Annotated in this window: 14 protein-coding genes and 1 pseudogene; 7 read left to right on the plus strand and 8 right to left on the minus strand. The window is 69.0% G+C overall.

Going from position 1 to position 15,897, the window contains the following annotated elements:
- Nucleotides 1-37: 37 nt before the first annotated feature.
- The 3 genes from AAG689_RS12295 to AAG689_RS12305 all read right to left on the minus strand — a co-directional run bounded on the left by AAG689_RS12295 (nt 38) and on the right by AAG689_RS12305 (nt 3,981).
- Complete coding sequence (locus AAG689_RS12295) at nt 38-703, minus strand: methionine ABC transporter permease (RefSeq protein WP_406626185.1); 666 nt, start codon at nt 701-703, stop codon at nt 38-40.
- Nucleotides 703-1,746 carry a methionine ABC transporter ATP-binding protein gene (locus tag AAG689_RS12300; protein WP_406626186.1) on the minus strand — a complete coding sequence of 348 codons (1,044 nt, stop codon included), beginning with the start codon at nt 1,744-1,746 and terminating at the stop codon, nt 703-705. Before AAG689_RS12300 ends, AAG689_RS12295 begins: the two co-directional genes overlap by 1 nt.
- Nucleotides 1,747-1,953: 207 nt before the next feature.
- Nucleotides 1,954-3,981 (minus strand): ATP-binding protein, encoded by a 2,028-nt coding sequence (locus AAG689_RS12305; protein WP_406626187.1) that lies wholly within the window; start codon nt 3,979-3,981, stop codon nt 1,954-1,956.
- A 131-nt stretch (nt 3,982-4,112) separates the two neighbouring features.
- Between AAG689_RS12305 and AAG689_RS12310 the strand changes: the two genes are divergently transcribed.
- Entirely contained in the window at nt 4,113-5,336 is a 1,224-nt protein-coding gene (locus AAG689_RS12310; protein WP_406626188.1) for an MFS transporter, read from the plus strand.
- A gap of 54 nt (nt 5,337-5,390) precedes the next feature.
- Here AAG689_RS12310 and AAG689_RS12315 read toward each other — a convergent pair whose 3' ends face one another.
- On the minus strand, nt 5,391-5,855 hold the full coding sequence (locus AAG689_RS12315; protein WP_406626189.1) for an Lrp/AsnC family transcriptional regulator: 465 nt from the start codon (nt 5,853-5,855) through the stop codon (nt 5,391-5,393).
- Nucleotides 5,856-5,966: 111 nt separating this feature from the next.
- On the opposite strand from AAG689_RS12315, the gene AAG689_RS12320 reads away from it, so the two are divergent.
- The 3 genes and pseudogenes from AAG689_RS12320 (at nt 5,967) to AAG689_RS12330 (ending at nt 9,598) form a co-directional block, all read left to right on the plus strand.
- Nucleotides 5,967-7,148 (plus strand): M20 aminoacylase family protein, encoded by a 1,182-nt coding sequence (locus AAG689_RS12320; RefSeq protein ID WP_406626190.1) that lies wholly within the window; start codon nt 5,967-5,969, stop codon nt 7,146-7,148.
- Nucleotides 7,145-8,356, plus strand: a pseudogene (locus AAG689_RS12325) (diaminopropionate ammonia-lyase); the annotation flags it as partial. The gene AAG689_RS12320 and the pseudogene AAG689_RS12325, both read left to right, overlap by 4 nt.
- Nucleotides 8,357-8,359: 3 nt before the next feature.
- Nucleotides 8,360-9,598 (plus strand): M20 family metallo-hydrolase, encoded by a 1,239-nt coding sequence (locus AAG689_RS12330; protein WP_406626333.1) that lies wholly within the window; start codon nt 8,360-8,362, stop codon nt 9,596-9,598.
- 36 nt (nt 9,599-9,634) lie between these two features.
- Here the strand turns inward: AAG689_RS12330 and AAG689_RS12335 are convergent, their stop codons facing one another.
- Nucleotides 9,635-11,017: a PLP-dependent aminotransferase family protein gene (locus tag AAG689_RS12335; protein ID WP_406626334.1), complete on the minus strand. Its 1,383-nt coding sequence runs from the start codon at nt 11,015-11,017 to the stop codon at nt 9,635-9,637.
- A 178-nt stretch (nt 11,018-11,195) separates the two neighbouring features.
- Between AAG689_RS12335 and AAG689_RS12340 the strand changes: the two genes are divergently transcribed.
- Entirely contained in the window at nt 11,196-11,426 is a 231-nt protein-coding gene (locus AAG689_RS12340) for a hypothetical protein (RefSeq protein WP_406626191.1), read from the plus strand.
- Between the two features lie 69 nt (nt 11,427-11,495).
- Here the strand turns inward: AAG689_RS12340 and AAG689_RS12345 are convergent, their stop codons facing one another.
- The 3 genes from AAG689_RS12345 to AAG689_RS12355 are packed head-to-tail and all read right to left on the minus strand — an operon-like array spanning nt 11,496 to nt 13,200.
- Nucleotides 11,496-12,431 carry a LysR substrate-binding domain-containing protein gene (locus AAG689_RS12345; RefSeq protein ID WP_406626192.1) on the minus strand — a complete coding sequence of 312 codons (936 nt, stop codon included), beginning with the start codon at nt 12,429-12,431 and terminating at the stop codon, nt 11,496-11,498.
- A complete protein-coding gene (locus tag AAG689_RS12350) occupies nt 12,428-12,988 on the minus strand; it encodes a DUF488 family protein (RefSeq protein WP_406626193.1) in 561 nt (186 codons plus the stop codon). Before AAG689_RS12350 ends, AAG689_RS12345 begins: the two co-directional genes overlap by 4 nt.
- Nucleotides 12,985-13,200 (minus strand): DUF2945 domain-containing protein, encoded by a 216-nt coding sequence (locus AAG689_RS12355; protein ID WP_406626194.1) that lies wholly within the window; start codon nt 13,198-13,200, stop codon nt 12,985-12,987. The genes AAG689_RS12350 and AAG689_RS12355 overlap by 4 nt, the downstream gene beginning before the upstream one ends.
- A 163-nt stretch (nt 13,201-13,363) precedes the next feature.
- On the opposite strand from AAG689_RS12355, the gene AAG689_RS12360 reads away from it, so the two are divergent.
- Complete coding sequence (locus tag AAG689_RS12360; RefSeq protein WP_406626195.1) at nt 13,364-14,353, plus strand: tripartite tricarboxylate transporter substrate binding protein; 990 nt, start codon at nt 13,364-13,366, stop codon at nt 14,351-14,353.
- Nucleotides 14,350-15,882, plus strand: coding sequence for a UxaA family hydrolase (locus AAG689_RS12365; RefSeq protein WP_406626196.1), 1,533 nt, complete (start codon nt 14,350-14,352; stop codon nt 15,880-15,882). Before AAG689_RS12360 ends, AAG689_RS12365 begins: the two co-directional genes overlap by 4 nt.
- Nucleotides 15,883-15,897 lie beyond the last annotated feature (15 nt).

The following is a 15,897-nucleotide window of genomic DNA, read 5'->3' on the forward strand; positions in this document are numbered from 1 at the left end:
TGCAAGGGCCTCGTCGGTGGGTAACGGGGTGGGTGACTCAGCGATGGCTCAGGCGCCGCACGGCCCAGTCGCCCAGGCTCTGGATGGCCTGCACGAAGAAGATCAGGATGACCACCACCGCCAGCATGATGTCGGGCAGGAAGCGCTGGTAGCCGTAGCGGATGCCCAGGTCGCCCAGCCCGCCGCCGCCGATGGCGCCGGCCATGGCCGAGTAGCCCGTGAGGCTCACGAAGCTGATCGTCAGCCCCGCCACGATGCCGGGCAGCGCCTCGGGCAGCAGTACCTTCCAGACGATCTGCCAGGTGGTGGCACCCATGGACTGGGCGGCTTCCACCAGGCCGTTGTCCACCTCGCGCAGCGCGGTTTCCACCAGCCGCGCGATGAAGGGCGCGACAGCGATGGTCAACGGCACCACGGCGGCCCAGGTGCCGATGGACGAGCCCGTGATGAAGCGCGTGAACGGGATGATGGCCACCAGCAGGATGATGAACGGCGTGGAGCGCACGGCGTTCACGATCCAGCCCACGATCTTGTTGGCCGGGCCGTTCTCCAGCACGCCGCCCGCGTCGGTCAGGCGCAGGAACACGCCCAGCGGAATGCCCACGAGGCCGCCCACCATGCCGGAGACGCCGACCATGATGAGCGTCTCCCAGAGCGACGTGACGAACAGCTCCAGCATCATTTCGGAAAAATTCTCGAACATCAGTTCACCTCAACCGTCTTGACCACGACGCCCTGGGCGCGCAGGTAATCGATGGCCGCGCCGATGCGCGCCATGGGGCCGCTCGCATACACGGCGAGCGAACCGAAGGTCTGCTCCTGGATCTCGTCGATCTGCCCATGCAGGATGGACAGGTCCAGGCCCAGCTCGCGGATCAGGTGCGAGAGGATGGGCTCGTAGGCCTGCTCGCCCGCGTAAGACAGGCGCATCAGCTGCCCGCTGTCTCCCGGCGCCAGGCGCGCGGCCAGGGCGCGCACGCGCGCGAGCACGCTGGCGGGCAGTTCCTGCGGCACGATCTCGTCGATCAGGCTCTTGGTGATGTCCTGCCGAGGGCGGGTGAAGATCTCGACCACCGGCCCCATTTCCACGATGCGGCCCGCGTCGATGACGGCCACGCGGTCGGCGATCTGCTTGATGACCTGCATCTGGTGCGTGATGAGCACCACCGTCACGCCCAGCTCGCGGTTCACCTGGCGCAGCAGGTCGAGGATGGAGCGCGTGGTCTCCGGGTCCAGCGCGGAGGTGGCCTCGTCCGACAGCAGCACCTTGGGGTTGCTGGCCAGCGCGCGGGCGATGCCCACGCGCTGCTTCTGCCCGCCGGAGATCTGCGCCGGGTAGCGGTCGGCCAGGTGGGCCAGGCCCACCAGTTCCAGCAGCGGCCCGACGCGCTGCCGGATCGCGGCCCCGGACATGCCCGCCAGTTCCAGCGGCAGGGCGGCGTTCTCGAACACCGTGCGCGAGGACAGCAGGTTGAAGTGCTGGAACACCATGCCGATCTCGCGGCGCGCAGCGCGCAGCGCGGCGTCGTCCAGCTGCGTCATGTCGCGCCCGGCCACCACCACCTGGCCCTTGGTCGGCCGGTTGAGCAGGTTGATGACGCGCACCAGCGAGCTCTTGCCCGCGCCGGAGCGGCCGATGATGCCGAACACCTCGCCGGGCGTGACATGCAGGTCGATGCCGCGCAGGGCCTCGACGGGGCCTTGCGGGCCCGGGTAGATCTGGGTGATACCCCTAAGTTCGATCATGAGCAATACAAGCGCAAACGCCGCACGGAGCCCGGGCGGCGTGGACTGCGGTTCAATGGAAGCGGCTGAATGTAATGGCCCGTCATGACAAGCACAACGAACAAAAAGTTGGGTGGTTAGACAGCCTCGTCATGAGGCCACCGCTTGCCCCTCAGCTCCTGAAAACATAGCTGCATGCGCTGGATGCGCAAGCCGAGGGGCGGTATTTTACGCCCCGGCCGGCGCGCTGCCGCAACTGCCCATCATCTGGCGTACCTTGTCCACGAAGGCCGGCGCATCGAACGGCTTCACCAGCAATTCCATGTTGCAGCCCAGCAGGTTGGGGCTGGCAGCCGCCCGTTCAGCGTAGCCGGTCATGAGCAGTACGCGGATGTTTGGCAGCTTCTCGCACGCGAAGTCGGCCACCTGCCGGCCGTTGGGGCCGGGCAGCCCTACGTCGGTGACCAGCAGGTCGAAGTGCAACGCGCCCGACAGCAGCACCATCGCCTCGTGGCCGGTGGCCGCCTGCATCACCTGGAAGCCCATGTCGCGCAGCAGTTCCACCACCAGCGCGCGCACGGTGGCATCGTCCTCCACCACCAGCACGGAGTCGCGCCGCTTGGCGGCGGCCTGCAGGTCCAGCCGCGGGTACGGCTCGTCGCTGGGCGGCTGCTCTGTGCGCGGCAGGTACAGGTGCATGGTGGTGCCGCTGCCGGGGCGGCTGTCGATCTCCACCGCGCCGCCGGTCTGGCGCATGTAGCCGTAGATCATGGACAGCCCCAGCCCCGTGCCCTGGCCGATGGGCTTGGTGGTGAAGAAGGGGTCGAACGCGCGCTCGATCACGTCCGGCGTCATGCCCGTGCCCGTGTCCGCCACGCTCACGCGCACGTAGTCGCCCGGCGCCAGGCCGCCCGGCCCTTCGTGGCGGCCGGGCTGCGCCGCGACCACCACGTTGGCGGCGGACACGCGCAGGTCGCCGCCGCCCGGCATGGCGTCGCGCGCATTGATGGCCAGGTTCAGCACCGCGCTCTCGAACTGGTGCCGGTCGGTGCGCACGCTCCACAGACCCTCGGGCAGATCGCTGGACAGCGTGATGTTCTCCACGCAGCTGCTGCGCAGCATGGGCTCGAGCCCGCGCAGCACGGCCGCCACGTCGGTAGGCCGCACGTCCAGCGGCTGGCGGCGCGAGAACGCCAGCAGCCGCTGCGTGAGCGAGGCGGCGCGCCGCGCGGAGGCCAGCGCCGACTCGATGTAGCGCTCCACCTCCTGCGTGCGCCCCTGCTGCAGCCGCCGGTGCATGAGCTGCAGCGGCAGCATGATGCCCTGCAGCATGTTGTTGAAGTCGTGCGCGATACCGCCGGTGAGCTGGCCGATGGCCTCCATCTTCTGGCTCTGGCGCAGGCGCTCCTCGACCTCGGCCAGGGCCTTCTCACGCATCAGGTCCTCGGTCACGTCGCGCCCCACGGCATGCACGAAGCCGTCGGCCGCGACCACCGACCAGGCGATCCAGCGCACCTCGCCGCTGCGTTGCACGAAGCGCAGGCGCAACTGGCGCCGCGGCGTGCCGGTGCTCAGCAGCGTGGTCTCCACGTCGAGCGCCTGCACGTCGCCCTCGAACACGAAGTCGCGCACATGGCGCCCCACGCTCTCGCCCTCGCTCCATCCCAGGGCCGCCGTCCAGCCAGGGTTGGCGGCGACGATGACGCCGTCGAAGCGCGAGACGATCATCAGCGCGTCCGAGATTTCCCACAGCCGGTCGCGGTCTGCCGTGCGCTCGACCACCTGCTGCTCCAGCGATGACGCCTCCTCGCGCAGCTGCTGCTGGGCCTTGTGGGCCTGCGTGGTCTCGATCACCGTGTCCACCCAGCCCGCAACCATGCCGTGCTCGTCGCGCACGGGGCTGTAGCAGAAGGTGAAGTAGGCCTGCTCGTCGTAGCCGTAGCGGCGCACCACCAGCGGCATGTCGGCGAGGAAGGTGGCCTCGCCCGCCCGCGCACGCGCGGCGATGGGGCCTATCGTGTCCCACGCCTCCGCCCAGACCTCGTGGAACGGCCGGCCCAGCGCCTCGGGCTTGTCGCCCAGGATGGTGCGGAAGGCGTCGTTGTAGAGCGTGGTCTGGTGCTCGCCCCAGACCAGGCACTTGGGGAAATGCGAGGCCAGCACCATGTCCAGCGCCACGCGCAGCGCCAGGGGCCAGGTGTCGATGGGGCCCAGCGGATGCGCGGCCCACGGATAGGCGCGCACCTTCTCGCTCATGTCGCCAGGTGCCCGGGGAAAGGTTGCGGCAGGGAGCTTGGAATCGGCCATAGATGCGCTGTGGTGGGTGCTGCGCCAGTCTAGCCGCGAACGGGCGGCAGCGCACCGCGCGGTACCATGCCCCGTCGCCTATGCAAAAACCCTGGTCTCCCGTCGTCTGGATCGGCTACGCCATGTGCGTCGGCGTCATGGGCACCGCGCTCGCCAGCCCGCTCTACCCGCTGTACCAGCAGGCATGGGGGCTCAGGCCCAGCGACATCACGCACATCTTCGTGGTCTACATGTTCGGCGCGCTGGCCAGCCTGATGTTCCTCGGACGGCTCACGCAGCGCTACGGCGCGCTTTCCATCCTGCGCACCGGGCTCGTGCTGATGACGGCGGGCTTGCTGCTCTCGGCGCTGGCGTGGAACACGCCGGTCTTCATGCTGGCGCGCACCATGATCGGCCTGGCCTCGGGGATGATCACCACCTCCGCCTCCACCGGCATGGTGCAGGCCAGCCCGGGGCGCGACCCGCGCCGCACGGCGGCGCTCACCTCCATGGCGATCACGCTGGGCTTCGGCCTGGGGCCGCTGGTGGGCGGCCTCATCGCGCAGTGGGCGCCCTGGCCGCTCGTCACCGCCTACCTGCCCACGGCTGCCATGGGCCTGCTGGCCGTCTACGCGCTGCACCGGCTGGAGGGCCTGCCCGCCCCGGTGCAGGACACGCTGCCGCCCGGCACCTGGCGCGGCGTCATCGCCCAGTGGAGGCCGCGCATGACCCGCCCGCCGCGCGCGCGCCGGCGCCAGTTCTGGCTGGCCAGCATGGGCGCGTTCAGCGCGTTCGGCATGTTCAGCCTGTATTCCTCGCTGGCGCCCAGCTTCATGCGCGAAATCGTGCCGTGGCACGGCCCGGCCGTGAGCGGCCTGTCGATCGCGATGATCCTGTTCCTGTCGTCCGCCTTCCAGTTCCTGGTGCGCAACTGGCGCACCAAGCGCGTGGTGCTGACCAGCGGCGTGGCCCTGGTGCTGTGCAACCTGCTGCTGGTGGCGACTACGCTCACCGGCCACACGGCCGTGTTCGTGGCCGCTGTGCTGATGACCGCCTTCGGCCACGGCCTGGCCAGCGTGGCGGGCATGGGCGTGATCAGCAAGCTCACCCAGCCGCACGAGCGCGGCGGGCTGCTGTCGTCGTACCTGATCGTGGGCTACCTGGGCACCATCGTGCCAATCTTGGGCATGGGCTGGCTGTCGGACCACCTCGGGTTGCATCGCGCGCTGCTGGTGTTTTGCGGTGCGATGGCGCTGTTGTGCGCCACGGTCACTTTTCTGGCAGCGCGCACCGAGGAGATTCCGGTGCCACAGCAGGTGCCTTGAACGCGCGTACCGGCAATGTCACTGCACTCCCATATTGCGGGTCCAGGCAAGTCCCTATACCAAAGGCACCGCCGTCTCGAACTTCGCGCAGTGCATCGCGAACGTGCTCTTGAAGTTGCGCACGTTGTTGTTCGACGAGAAAACCGCCCGTGTGAACGCGTGGTAGTGCTCCATCGACGGCGCATTCACGATCAGCAGGAAGTCGAACTCGCCCGACACCTCGTAGCACGCCTGCACATCGTCCTCGGCCAGCATGCGCTGCTCGAACGCACGCAGCAGTGCGTCGTTCTGCTTGTCCAGCTCCACCGACACGAAGGCCGTCAGCGCCCGTCCCACCTTGCGCCGGTCCACCAGGGCCACCTGCTTGAGCAGGACCCCCGATTCGCGCAACTGGGCCACGCGCCGCTGCACCGTGGCGGGCGAGCTGTGCACGCGCTCGGCCAGCGTGCGCACCGGCAGCGATGCGTCCTGCTGCAGCAGGGTGAGTATCTGGGTGTCGAGGTGGTCCAGCGGGGCCATGGCGGTCAGCGGTACAAAAGGGGAAGATAGACGGCTATTGTGCGTGCTTTGTCCCGCAATGGGCCTGCATTGCGGTGAAACGTCCCACGGCGGAGCGCCAAGAATCACGCCATGGACCACACCGCCCCAGACGACTTTTCCGGCCAGCTCGTGCGCTGGCGCCGCCATCTGCACCAGCACCCCGAAACCGGCTTCAACGAACAGCGCACGTCCGATTACGTGGCCGGCATCCTCCAGGCCCTGGGCCTGGAGGTGCGCCGGGGCATCGGCGGCACGGGCGTGGTGGCCAGCCTCACGGCCGGCACCGGCACGCGCGCCATCGGCATCCGGGCCGACATGGATGCGCTGGCCATCGCCGAGGCAGTGGGCCCGGACCAGGGCCGCGCCCACGCCTCGCGCAATGCGGGCTGCATGCATGCCTGCGGGCACGACGGCCACATGGCCATGGCGCTGGGCGCCGCGCGGCTGCTGGCCGAGCGGCGGGACTTCGACGGCACGGTGCGCTTCATCTTCCAGCCCGCCGAGGAGCATGGGCGCGGCGCCGCCGCGATGATGGCCGACGGACTGTTCGAACGCTTTCCGGTGGACGAGATCTACGGCGCGCACAACATGCCGGGCATGGCCGAAGGCCGCATCGCCACGCGCGCGGGCGGCATCATGGCCAGCGAGGACAACTTCGCCATCCACATCACCGGCCGGGGCGGCCACGCCGCGCGCCCGCACATGGGCGTGGACCCGCTGGTGATCGGCGCGCAGATCGTGCTGGCGCTGCAGACCATCGTGGCGCGCGCCGTCGATCCGGGCGACAGCGCCGTGGTGTCGTGCACCGAGTTCATCACCGACGGCATCCGCAACGCCATCCCCACGCACGTGACCATCAAGGGGGACACGCGCAGCTATTCGCCCGCCGTGCAGGCGCTGCTGGAGGCGCGCATGCGCGCCATCTGCGAAGGGCTGTGCGCCGCGCACGGCGCGCACTGCACGGTGGAATACACGCACGAGTTCGCGCCCACCGTGAACTGGCCCGCCTGCACCGACGCCGCCGTGGCCGCCGCCACCGCCATCGTGGGCGCGGACCAGGTGGACGCCGACGTCGCGCCCATGATGATCTCGGAAGACTTCGGCGCCTTCCTGCGCCACGTGCCCGGCGCGTTCGTGTTCATCGGCAACGGCGCGGGCGACAGCCCCGGCGGCGTGCCGCTGCACAACGCCCGCTACGACTTCAACGACCGCGTGCTACCCGTCGGCGCGCGCTATTTCGCGGAAATCGCCCGCCGCCGCCTCACGCCATGACCACGCCCCTCGTCACCAATTCCCAGGCGCGCCGCGGCGCATACGACGCCGAACTGCACGCCCTCATGAACCTGGCCACCGCGCGCCAGAGCCGGCAGTGGCTGCGCCCCTGGAGCGGCCTGCACCCCGGCCCCACGCCGCTGTGGGACCTGCCGGGCCTGGCCGCGCGCCTGGGCGTGCAGAGTATCGCGCTGAAGGACGAATCCACCCGCTCTTCGCTGGCGAGCTTCAAGACGCTGGGCGCGCCCATCGCGCTGCTGCGCCTGGTGCTGCGCCGCTGGCCCGGCGCGGGCTTCACGCCCGAAGGGCTGTGGGCCGGCCGGCATGCGCAGGCGCTGGGCGGCTTCACCGTCATCAGCGCCACCGACGGCAACCACGGCCGCGCCCTGGCCGCCGCGGCGCAGAGCATCGGCTGCCGCTGCGTGATCGTGCTGCACGCGCATGTGAGCCAGGAGCGCGAGGCGCCCATCGCCGCGCTGGGCGCGCGCATCGTGCGCATCGCGGGCAACTACGACGACTCCGTCGCCGAGGCCGCGCGGCTGGCCGCCGAACACGGCTGGCAGGTGGTGTCCGACACCTCGTACGACGGCTACGAGGACATTCCCCGCGACGTGATGCAGGGCTATGGCGTGATCGCCGACGAGGTGCTCGACACCGCGCCACCCCAGGGCCCCTGTCCCTACACCCATGTCTTCCTGCAGGGCGGTGTGGGTGGCCTGGCCGCGGGCCTGGCCAGCGTGTTCTGGGAGCGCTACGGCGCGCAGCGCCCCACCCTCGTCGTCGTGGAGCCTCAGCAGGCCGACTGCCTCCAGCAAAGCGCCCTGCGCGGTGCTCCCGCGCGCGCCACGGGCACGGTCGATTCGGTGATGGCGGGCCTGGCCTGCGGCGAAACCTCTCCGCTGGCCTGGCGCTTCCTCGCCCCCTGCGTGGATGGTTTCCTCACCGTGAGCGACGCCGACGCCGAGCAGGCCATGCGCCTGCTGGCCGGCGGCGAGGCCGGCGACGTGCCCATCGTCAGTGGCGAGTCGGGCGCCGCCGGCCTGGCCGGCCTGGCGGCGCTGCTGCGCAGCCCCGCATTGGCGGACCGCATGGGCCTGGACGCCCAGTCGCGCGTGCTGCTGGTCAGCACCGAAGGCGCCACCGCCCCGAGCGTGTACGAATGCATCGTGGGCCGCAGCGCCGAGGCCGTGCGCGCGGCCCAGGCCGCCTGGCTGCGCGTGCAAGGCGGCATCGACGGCACGGCCCTGCAGCAGCGCCTGCACGCGCACGCCGCCATCGGCGCCACCGACGCCGGCGGCGTGTGCCGCATCGCCCTCACCGACGCCGACCGCGCCGGCCGCGACCAGATCGTGGCCTGGATGCGCGAATGCGGCCTGCATGTGCAGGTGGACCGGATCGGCAACATCTTCGGCACGCGTACGGGACAGGAAGCCCACGCCGCGCCGGTGATGACCGGATCACACATCGACACCGTGGCCACCGGCGGCCGCTACGACGGCAACTACGGCGTGATCGCGGGGCTGGAGGTGGTGCGCTGGCTCGACGCGCGCGGCATCGGCACGCGCCGCCCCATCGTCGTCGCGGCCTTCACCAACGAAGAAGGCGTGCGCTTCATGCCCGACATGATGGGTTCGCTGGTGCACGCCGGCGGCCTGTCGCTCGCGCAGGCGCTGGACACCACCGGCACCGACGGCGCCCGACTGGGCGACGAGCTGGCGCGCATCGGCTACGCGGGCGACCTGCCCTGCGGCAGCATCCGCCCGCATGCGTTTGTGGAACTGCACATCGAACAGGGGCCGGTGCTGGAGGCCGAGGGCATCGACATCGGCGTGGTGCACGACCTGCAGGGCATCTCGTGGCAGGAGATCGCCATCACCGGCCAGTCCAACCACGCCGGCACCACGCCCATGCACCTGCGGCGCGACGCGGGCTACTGCGCTGCCGCCATCGCCGTCTTCGTGCGCGGCCTGGCCGGCGGGGCAGGCGGCACGCTGGTCGGTACCGTGGGCGCGATCGGCCTGCACCCCGGCCTCATCAACGTGATCGCCGCGCGCGCCACGCTCACCGTGGACCTGCGCCACACCGACGAGGCGCTGCTGCAGCGCGCGGAGGAGCAGCTTGCCGAGTACCTGCAACAGCTCGCAGCCGAGCAAGGCGTGCGCATCGCGGCGCGGCGCCTGGCGCGCTTCGCCCCCGTGCGCTTCGACGAACGCATCGCTGCACGCATCGCAGCAGCCGCCGCCGCGCGCGGATACAGCCACCGCCGCATGACCTCCGGCGCGGGGCACGACGCGCAGATGATGGCGCGCATCTGCCCGTCGGCCATGGTCTTCGTGCCCAGCCACCAGGGCATCAGCCACAACCCACGCGAATACACCGCGCAGCGCCATCTCGCCCAAGGCGCCGATGTGCTGCTGGACGTGGTGCGCTCTCTGGCCGATGCGCCATAGGAGCCGGATAAGCGCTATCGCACCTCTGTGCAACCGCTAGACCACAGCAGCGCCAAACGACTCGGGCCGTCGCGCAAGCAGATGAGACAGCCGTCGAAGACCCGCCTTTAAGCGTTCACGGTCCTTGACGCTGCCCAAAGAAATCCGAATGGCATTCACGGACCCGCTGCCATTGGCGAATGCCTCTGCCGGCGTGACGGCTATCCCCTCGCTGTCGGCGGCACGCGCCAGCTGCGAGGAGTTCCAATATCCGGGCAACTCCAGCCATACATGCAGGCCGTCTCCCGCGCCGCTGTACCGCCCCGCCAGAATATCCCTGGCCATCCAGTGGCGCAGACGCGCCTCCTTGCGTACGCCTTCCATCAATGCGGCAGCCGAGCCGTCGAGGATCCACTGCGTGGCGAGGGCTGCCGTCAGAGGAGCGGCCATCAGCGCAAATGACCTGAGCGCGACCAGGAACCGTTCGCGTTCGTGCGGGTCACGTATGAGCACAAACGCGACCCGCAAGCCGGGCGTCAGGCATTTCGACAGGGTCGAGATGTAGTACGCCTGCTCCGGAGCAAACGTGGCAACAGGTGGTGGAGGGGCATCGGCAAGCAGCCAATAGGGATCATCCTCAACGATTCGTACATTGCAGCGCTTCGCAATGCTGACGAGCTCCTGGCGCCGGCGTTCCGGAATGGTGATGGCGGTCGGGTTCTGCAATGTCGGATTGAGGTATACCAGCGCAGGCTTGTGCTGGCGGCACGCTTGCTCAAGCATCTCAGGCACCATCCCGTGCCCGTCCGCTTCCACCGCAATGATGTGGCGGCCGAATTGGGTCGCTGCGGTACGCAGGCCGGGATAACTCGTCGGCTCTGCCAATATCACATCGTCAGGCCTCGTCAGTGCAAGGATCAGTGCGGCGATCGCCGCCTGCGCGCCCGGGCAGACAACCACCTGCCCAGCATCCAGATAGCCAAACATCGGTTCGAGCCATCGGGCTCCAGCCTTGCGGTCCGAGTCGCTTCCCCCGCCCAAGTGGTAAGTCATCAGCAATTCGGCATCCGACCTCATCAATACCTGAGACAAGCCCTGTTTCAGCAGGTCGTCGAAGTCCACGCCATCCGGCGATGGCGGGGTATTCATGCTCAGGTCGAGGATCGATGTCAGTTCGGCTTTCGGTGCCGCGACATAGGTACCTCGAGCGCCGCGGCCCTCCAGCAAGTGGCGGCGCCTGGCTTCATCGTATGCGCGCGTGACCGTCGTCAGGTCGACGCCCAGCAGGGCTGCCAGCAGGCGCTGCGGAGGCAGGCGGTCACCCGGCTTCAGCGATCCTTCTGCCATCGCCGCCTGCAAGGCATCCGCAATCTGCAGAAAACGCGGCCCGCCATGCACGGCCAATCGCGGCAGCCAAATGGGCAAATTGTCATCTTGCATGGATTTCAGCGAGGACATTTTGTCTCGATGTATGGAAATTGCTTTCAGCCAATATGCCTCAGAACGTGCAGCAGCCCCATTCTTGTATGGCAATCGCTGACGTTTGCGCCTCTCTCATCCGGGACGGTGGTGCTCCTCGCGATAGACAGTGTCAAGTCATAGGGTGGAAATTCTCAAGATGATCGATTGGGTTCCTGTAGTCTTCGTTGCGTTCAAGGTTCTCATCTTCGGCACCTGCATGTTCTTTGCCGTCAAGTGGCATTACGACCAAGGCAAGAGGATGGACAAGCGCGCGCTGCTGCGCACGGGCTGCAAGGTGGCTGCTGTCTTCATGCTGGGGCTCCTGGGGGTGATGCTCTTCACATTCACCCTTGCCAAGAGCCTCGGTGTGGACTTGAGCCTCCCCTGACCGCAAGGGCTGGCCGGCCGATATCCGGCAGTGCCTCGCAACACACTGCAGCGCCGCTCCAGCCCTCCCTCAGGGCAAACCTTTCCCCACTTCCCTCAAGCACTCCACCAGCAACCCCGTCACCGGCGTCATTGCCTGACCCCGCAGGGTGATGAGGCCCACAGGCGGCAGTCCCACCTGCACCGGCAGCTTGAGCACGGCCACCACGCCGCGCTGTGCATAGTGCCGCGCCACCGTGCCCGCCATGAAGGCCACGGCGCCGCGCTGGTGCATGAAGGTGATCTGCGAGAGGAACGCCGCCGATTCGATGATGTCCGCCGGCGGGTGCAGGCCGTGGGCGAAGAACTGCTGCTCCAGCTTCACGCGCAGCGACGCCCAGGGCGGGGGCATGACGCAGGGCTGGGCGGCGATGTCGGCCCAGGTGGGCCTGCGCTTTTTCACCAGGGGGTGCGCTGGGTGCGCCACGGCAGCCATCGGGTCTTCGTAGAGCGGCTCGGTTTCGAGGTCGGGCGAGGCATAGGCGGGTTCCAGGCGGCCCATGAACAGGTCCAGCTCGCCCAGGCGCAGGCGGGGCAGCAGGCGCGTGAGGTCGCCCTCGTCGATCAGCACGGTGGTGCGGCTGGAGCGGGCCTTGAGCCGTTCCACGGCGCGCGAGAGCAGCACGGGCGTGGCGGCCACCATGGCGCCCACGCTGGTGCGGCCGCTGGCGCCGCTGGCCTCGGCGGCGATCTCGTCGCGCGTGCGCTCGTAGCCTGCGAGCACCGAGCGCGCGAAGCGCACCACGCTGGCACCGGCGGCCGTGGGCTCGGTGCCGCGCGTGGAGCGCTCGAACAGCGGCAGGCCGAACATGTTCTCGATCTCGGCCAGCGTCTTGGAGACGGCCGGCTGCGTGACGGAGAGGAATTCCGCTGCGCGGCCCAGGTGGCGGAACTGGTCCAGTGCCACCAGCATCTGCAGGTGGCGCAGCTTGAGGTTGCTGCGCAACACGCGGTCGATCTTGCTCATGGCGGTCCGCCCTGCTCCGCCGCTGCGGGGTATGTGATGGCTCCGTCGGCCTGCACCACCGCGCCGGGCGTGAGCCTGGCGGGCTCCAGCCGGCCCGGGCCCATGATGTGGAACACCGCCTCGCCGCTGGCGATCAGGTAGTCGGCCACGATGCGGCGGTGGCAGCGCCACCACACGGCTTCGGCGCACATCAGCGCGCAGCGCCGCGCGCGCCCCGCGCGGCGCAGGTGTTCGAGGCCGGTGCGGAATGAGGGCGACAGCGCATAGTCGGCGTAGCGGTGGAAGCTCGGGTTCTCCCAATAGCCGTTCAGCGCGCGCGCCAGTCCGGGCGAGCGGCCACGCAGGCCGCCCAGCGCGGCGATGTGTTCGTAGGCCATGCCTTGCGCGGCCAGGACCGGTGCCAGCGCGTCGTGGTTGAACTGCGGATTGGCGCGCGACATGGGCATCTTGCGGATGTCGGCCACCAACTCGACGCCGGCCTCGCGCAGCAGCGCCTCGAACTCGGCCAGGCTGCGGTTGGAATGGCCGATGGTGAAGAAGGGCGCCGCCTGCGTCATAGCAGCCGCAGCGCGCTGCCCTTGTGGGCGGCGATGTGGTCGGTCTTGTCGCTCTTGATCTCGTACTGCGGCTCCTGCGCGCTCGCGCGGTGCCGGTGGCCTTTGTAGTCGAAGTCGCCGGTTTGCACCGCGATGATGGTGCCGGTCACATGCCCGGCCTCGGAGTTCCAGCGCACGTGGTCGCCCACCTTGAATCGTGCCGTCGTGTTCATGGGGTGTCTCCTTCGCTGCCTGCATTGTGCGCCGCCCGGCGTTCCGGCCTGCGGCTTCATAACCTGCAGGCAATGAAGACTGTCGATATTTTCATTGGATTGTTATGCGGCAGTTTCCAACAATGGCGCTGTTTCGCACAACCCCACGACAGAAGGAGACAATATGACCACGCCACGCAGCGTGCAGCGCCGCCACGTGCTCGGCGCCCTGGGCGCCACCACCCTCGCCGCCGCATCCGGCCGCCTGTTCGCACAGAGCTGGCCCGAACGCCCCATCACCTTCATCTGCCCCTGGCCCGCCGGCGGCACGGCCGACCAGTCGATGCGCGCGCTGTGCACCGTGGCCGGCCGCGTGCTGGGCCAGTCCATCGCGGTGGAGAACAAGGCGGGCGCCTCCGGCATGATCGGCGCGAAGGCGCTGGCATCGGCCAGGCCCGACGGCTACACCATCGGACAGATCCCGATCTCGGTCACGCGCTTCTCGCAGCTCGGCACGCTGCAGGCCGACCCGCGCAAGGACTTCACCTACATCGCGCGCACCTCGGGCCAGACCTTCGGCATCGCCGTGCCGGCCAATTCGCCCTACAAGACGCTGCAGGAATTCGTGGCCGCCGCCAAGGCCAAGCCCGGCCAGGTGACCTATGCCCACGCAGGCGTGGGTGGTGCCACGCATGTGGGCATGGAGGAATTCGCCGGCGCCGCGGGCATCCAGCTCAACCACGTGCCCTACAAGGGCGGCGCCGAGGCGCTGCAGGGCGTGCTGGGCGGCCACGTGGACGCGCTGGCCGACTCCAGCTCGTGGGCGCCGCACGTGGAGGCCGGCAAGCTGCGCCTGCTGGCCACCTGGGGCGAGCAGCGCACGCCGCGCTTCAAGGACGTGCCCACGCTCAAGGATCTGGGCTACAACGTGGTGGTGGATGCGCCCAACGGCATCGGCGCGCCCAAGGGCGTGGACCCGGCCATCCTCGCCAAGCTGCGCGACGCCTTCAGGCAGGCCGTGGCCAGCCCCGAGTTCAAGGCCGTGACGGACAAGATCGACGCGCCGGTGATGTACCTGGACGGCCCGGACTATGAAAAATACGTGAACACGGTCTACCAGAAGGAGACTGTGCTGATCGACAAACTCAAGCTGCGCGAGCTGATGAAATCATGACCACCCCGAGCGCCAGCCCCCTGCTGCACCTGCACCCCAACGACAACGTGCTCGTCGCCAAGGCGGCGCTGGCGCTGGGCCAGGAGATCCCGGAGCTGGGCGTGCGCACGCGCGCCCAGGTGCCCGCGGGCCACAAGATCGCCGCGCGCCCCATCAAGGAGGGCGAGCAGGTCAAGAAGTACGACACGGTGATCGGCGTCGCCACGCGTGACCTGGAGCCGGGCGACTACGTGCACAGCCACAACCTCAAGCTGGTGGACTATTACCGCGACCCGGCCTTCGGCGCCGACGTGCGGCCCGTGGACTACCTGCCCGAAAGCCAGCGCGCCACGTTCCAGGGCTTCGTGCGGCCCGACGGCAAGGTGGGCACGCGCAACTTCATCGGCATCCTCTCGTCGGTGAACTGCTCGGCCACGGTCATCAAGAACATCGCGGCGCACTTCACGCCCGAGCGGCTCGCGGCCTTCCCCAACGTGGATGGCGTGGCCGCGTTCGCGCAGACCAGCGGCTGCGGCATGTCCTCGCCCAGCGAGCATTTCGACGTGCTGCGCCGCACGCTGGCGGGCTATGCGCGCCACCCCAATCTGGCGGCCGTGCTCATCGTGGGCCTGGGCTGCGAGCGCAACCAGGTCGACGGGCTCATGGAATCGCAAGGCCTGCAGCAGGGCCAGCTGCTGCGCACCTTCGTGATGCAGGAGACGGGCGGCACGCGCGCGACCATCGCGGCGGGCATCCAGGCGATCGAGGAGATGCTGCCCATCGCCAACCAGGCGCAGCGCCAGACGGTGAGCGCGAGCCACCTCAAGATCGGGCTGGAGTGCGGCGGCTCCGATGGTTTCTCGGGCATCACCGCCAACCCGGCGCTGGGCGCCGCGATGGACATCCTGGTGCGCCACGGCGGCACGGCCATCCTGAGCGAAACGCCGGAGATCCACGGCGTGGAATTCATGCTCACACGCCGCGCCATCACGCCGGAAGTGGGACAGAAGCTGCTCGACCGCCTCGCATGGTGGGAGAAGTACGCCAGCGGCCAGAACGCGCAGTTCAACGGCGTGGTGGGCCACGGCAACCAGGCCGGGGGCCTGGCCAACATCTTCGAGAAATCGCTGGGCAGCGCCATGAAGGGCGGCACCACGCCGCTGCAGGCCGTCTACGAATACGCCGAGCCCATCACGCAAAACGGCTTCGTGTTCATGGACTCGCCCGGCTACGACCCCGTGGCATCGACGGGCCAGATCGCCAGCGGCGCCAACCTGATCTGCTTCACCACCGGGCGCGGCTCCATGTTCGGCAGCAAGCCCGCGCCGACGATCAAGCTGGCGAGCAACACGCCGATGTACCGCCGCCTCGAAGAAGACATGGATATCAACTGCGGCGTCATAGTCGATGGAGAATGCACGGTGCCCGAGATGGGCGAGCGCATCTTCCAACAGATCCTGCGCCATGCCAGCGGCGAGCCGACCAAGAGCGAGTCGCTCGGCCTGGGCGACCATGAGTTCGTGCCCTGGCATCTCGGCATCGTTAGCTGAAGCACTCCTGAAACC

This window comes from Acidovorax sp. SDU_ACID1 (genome assembly GCF_045291395.1).
Lineage (GTDB): Bacteria > Pseudomonadota > Gammaproteobacteria > Burkholderiales > Burkholderiaceae_C > MR-S7.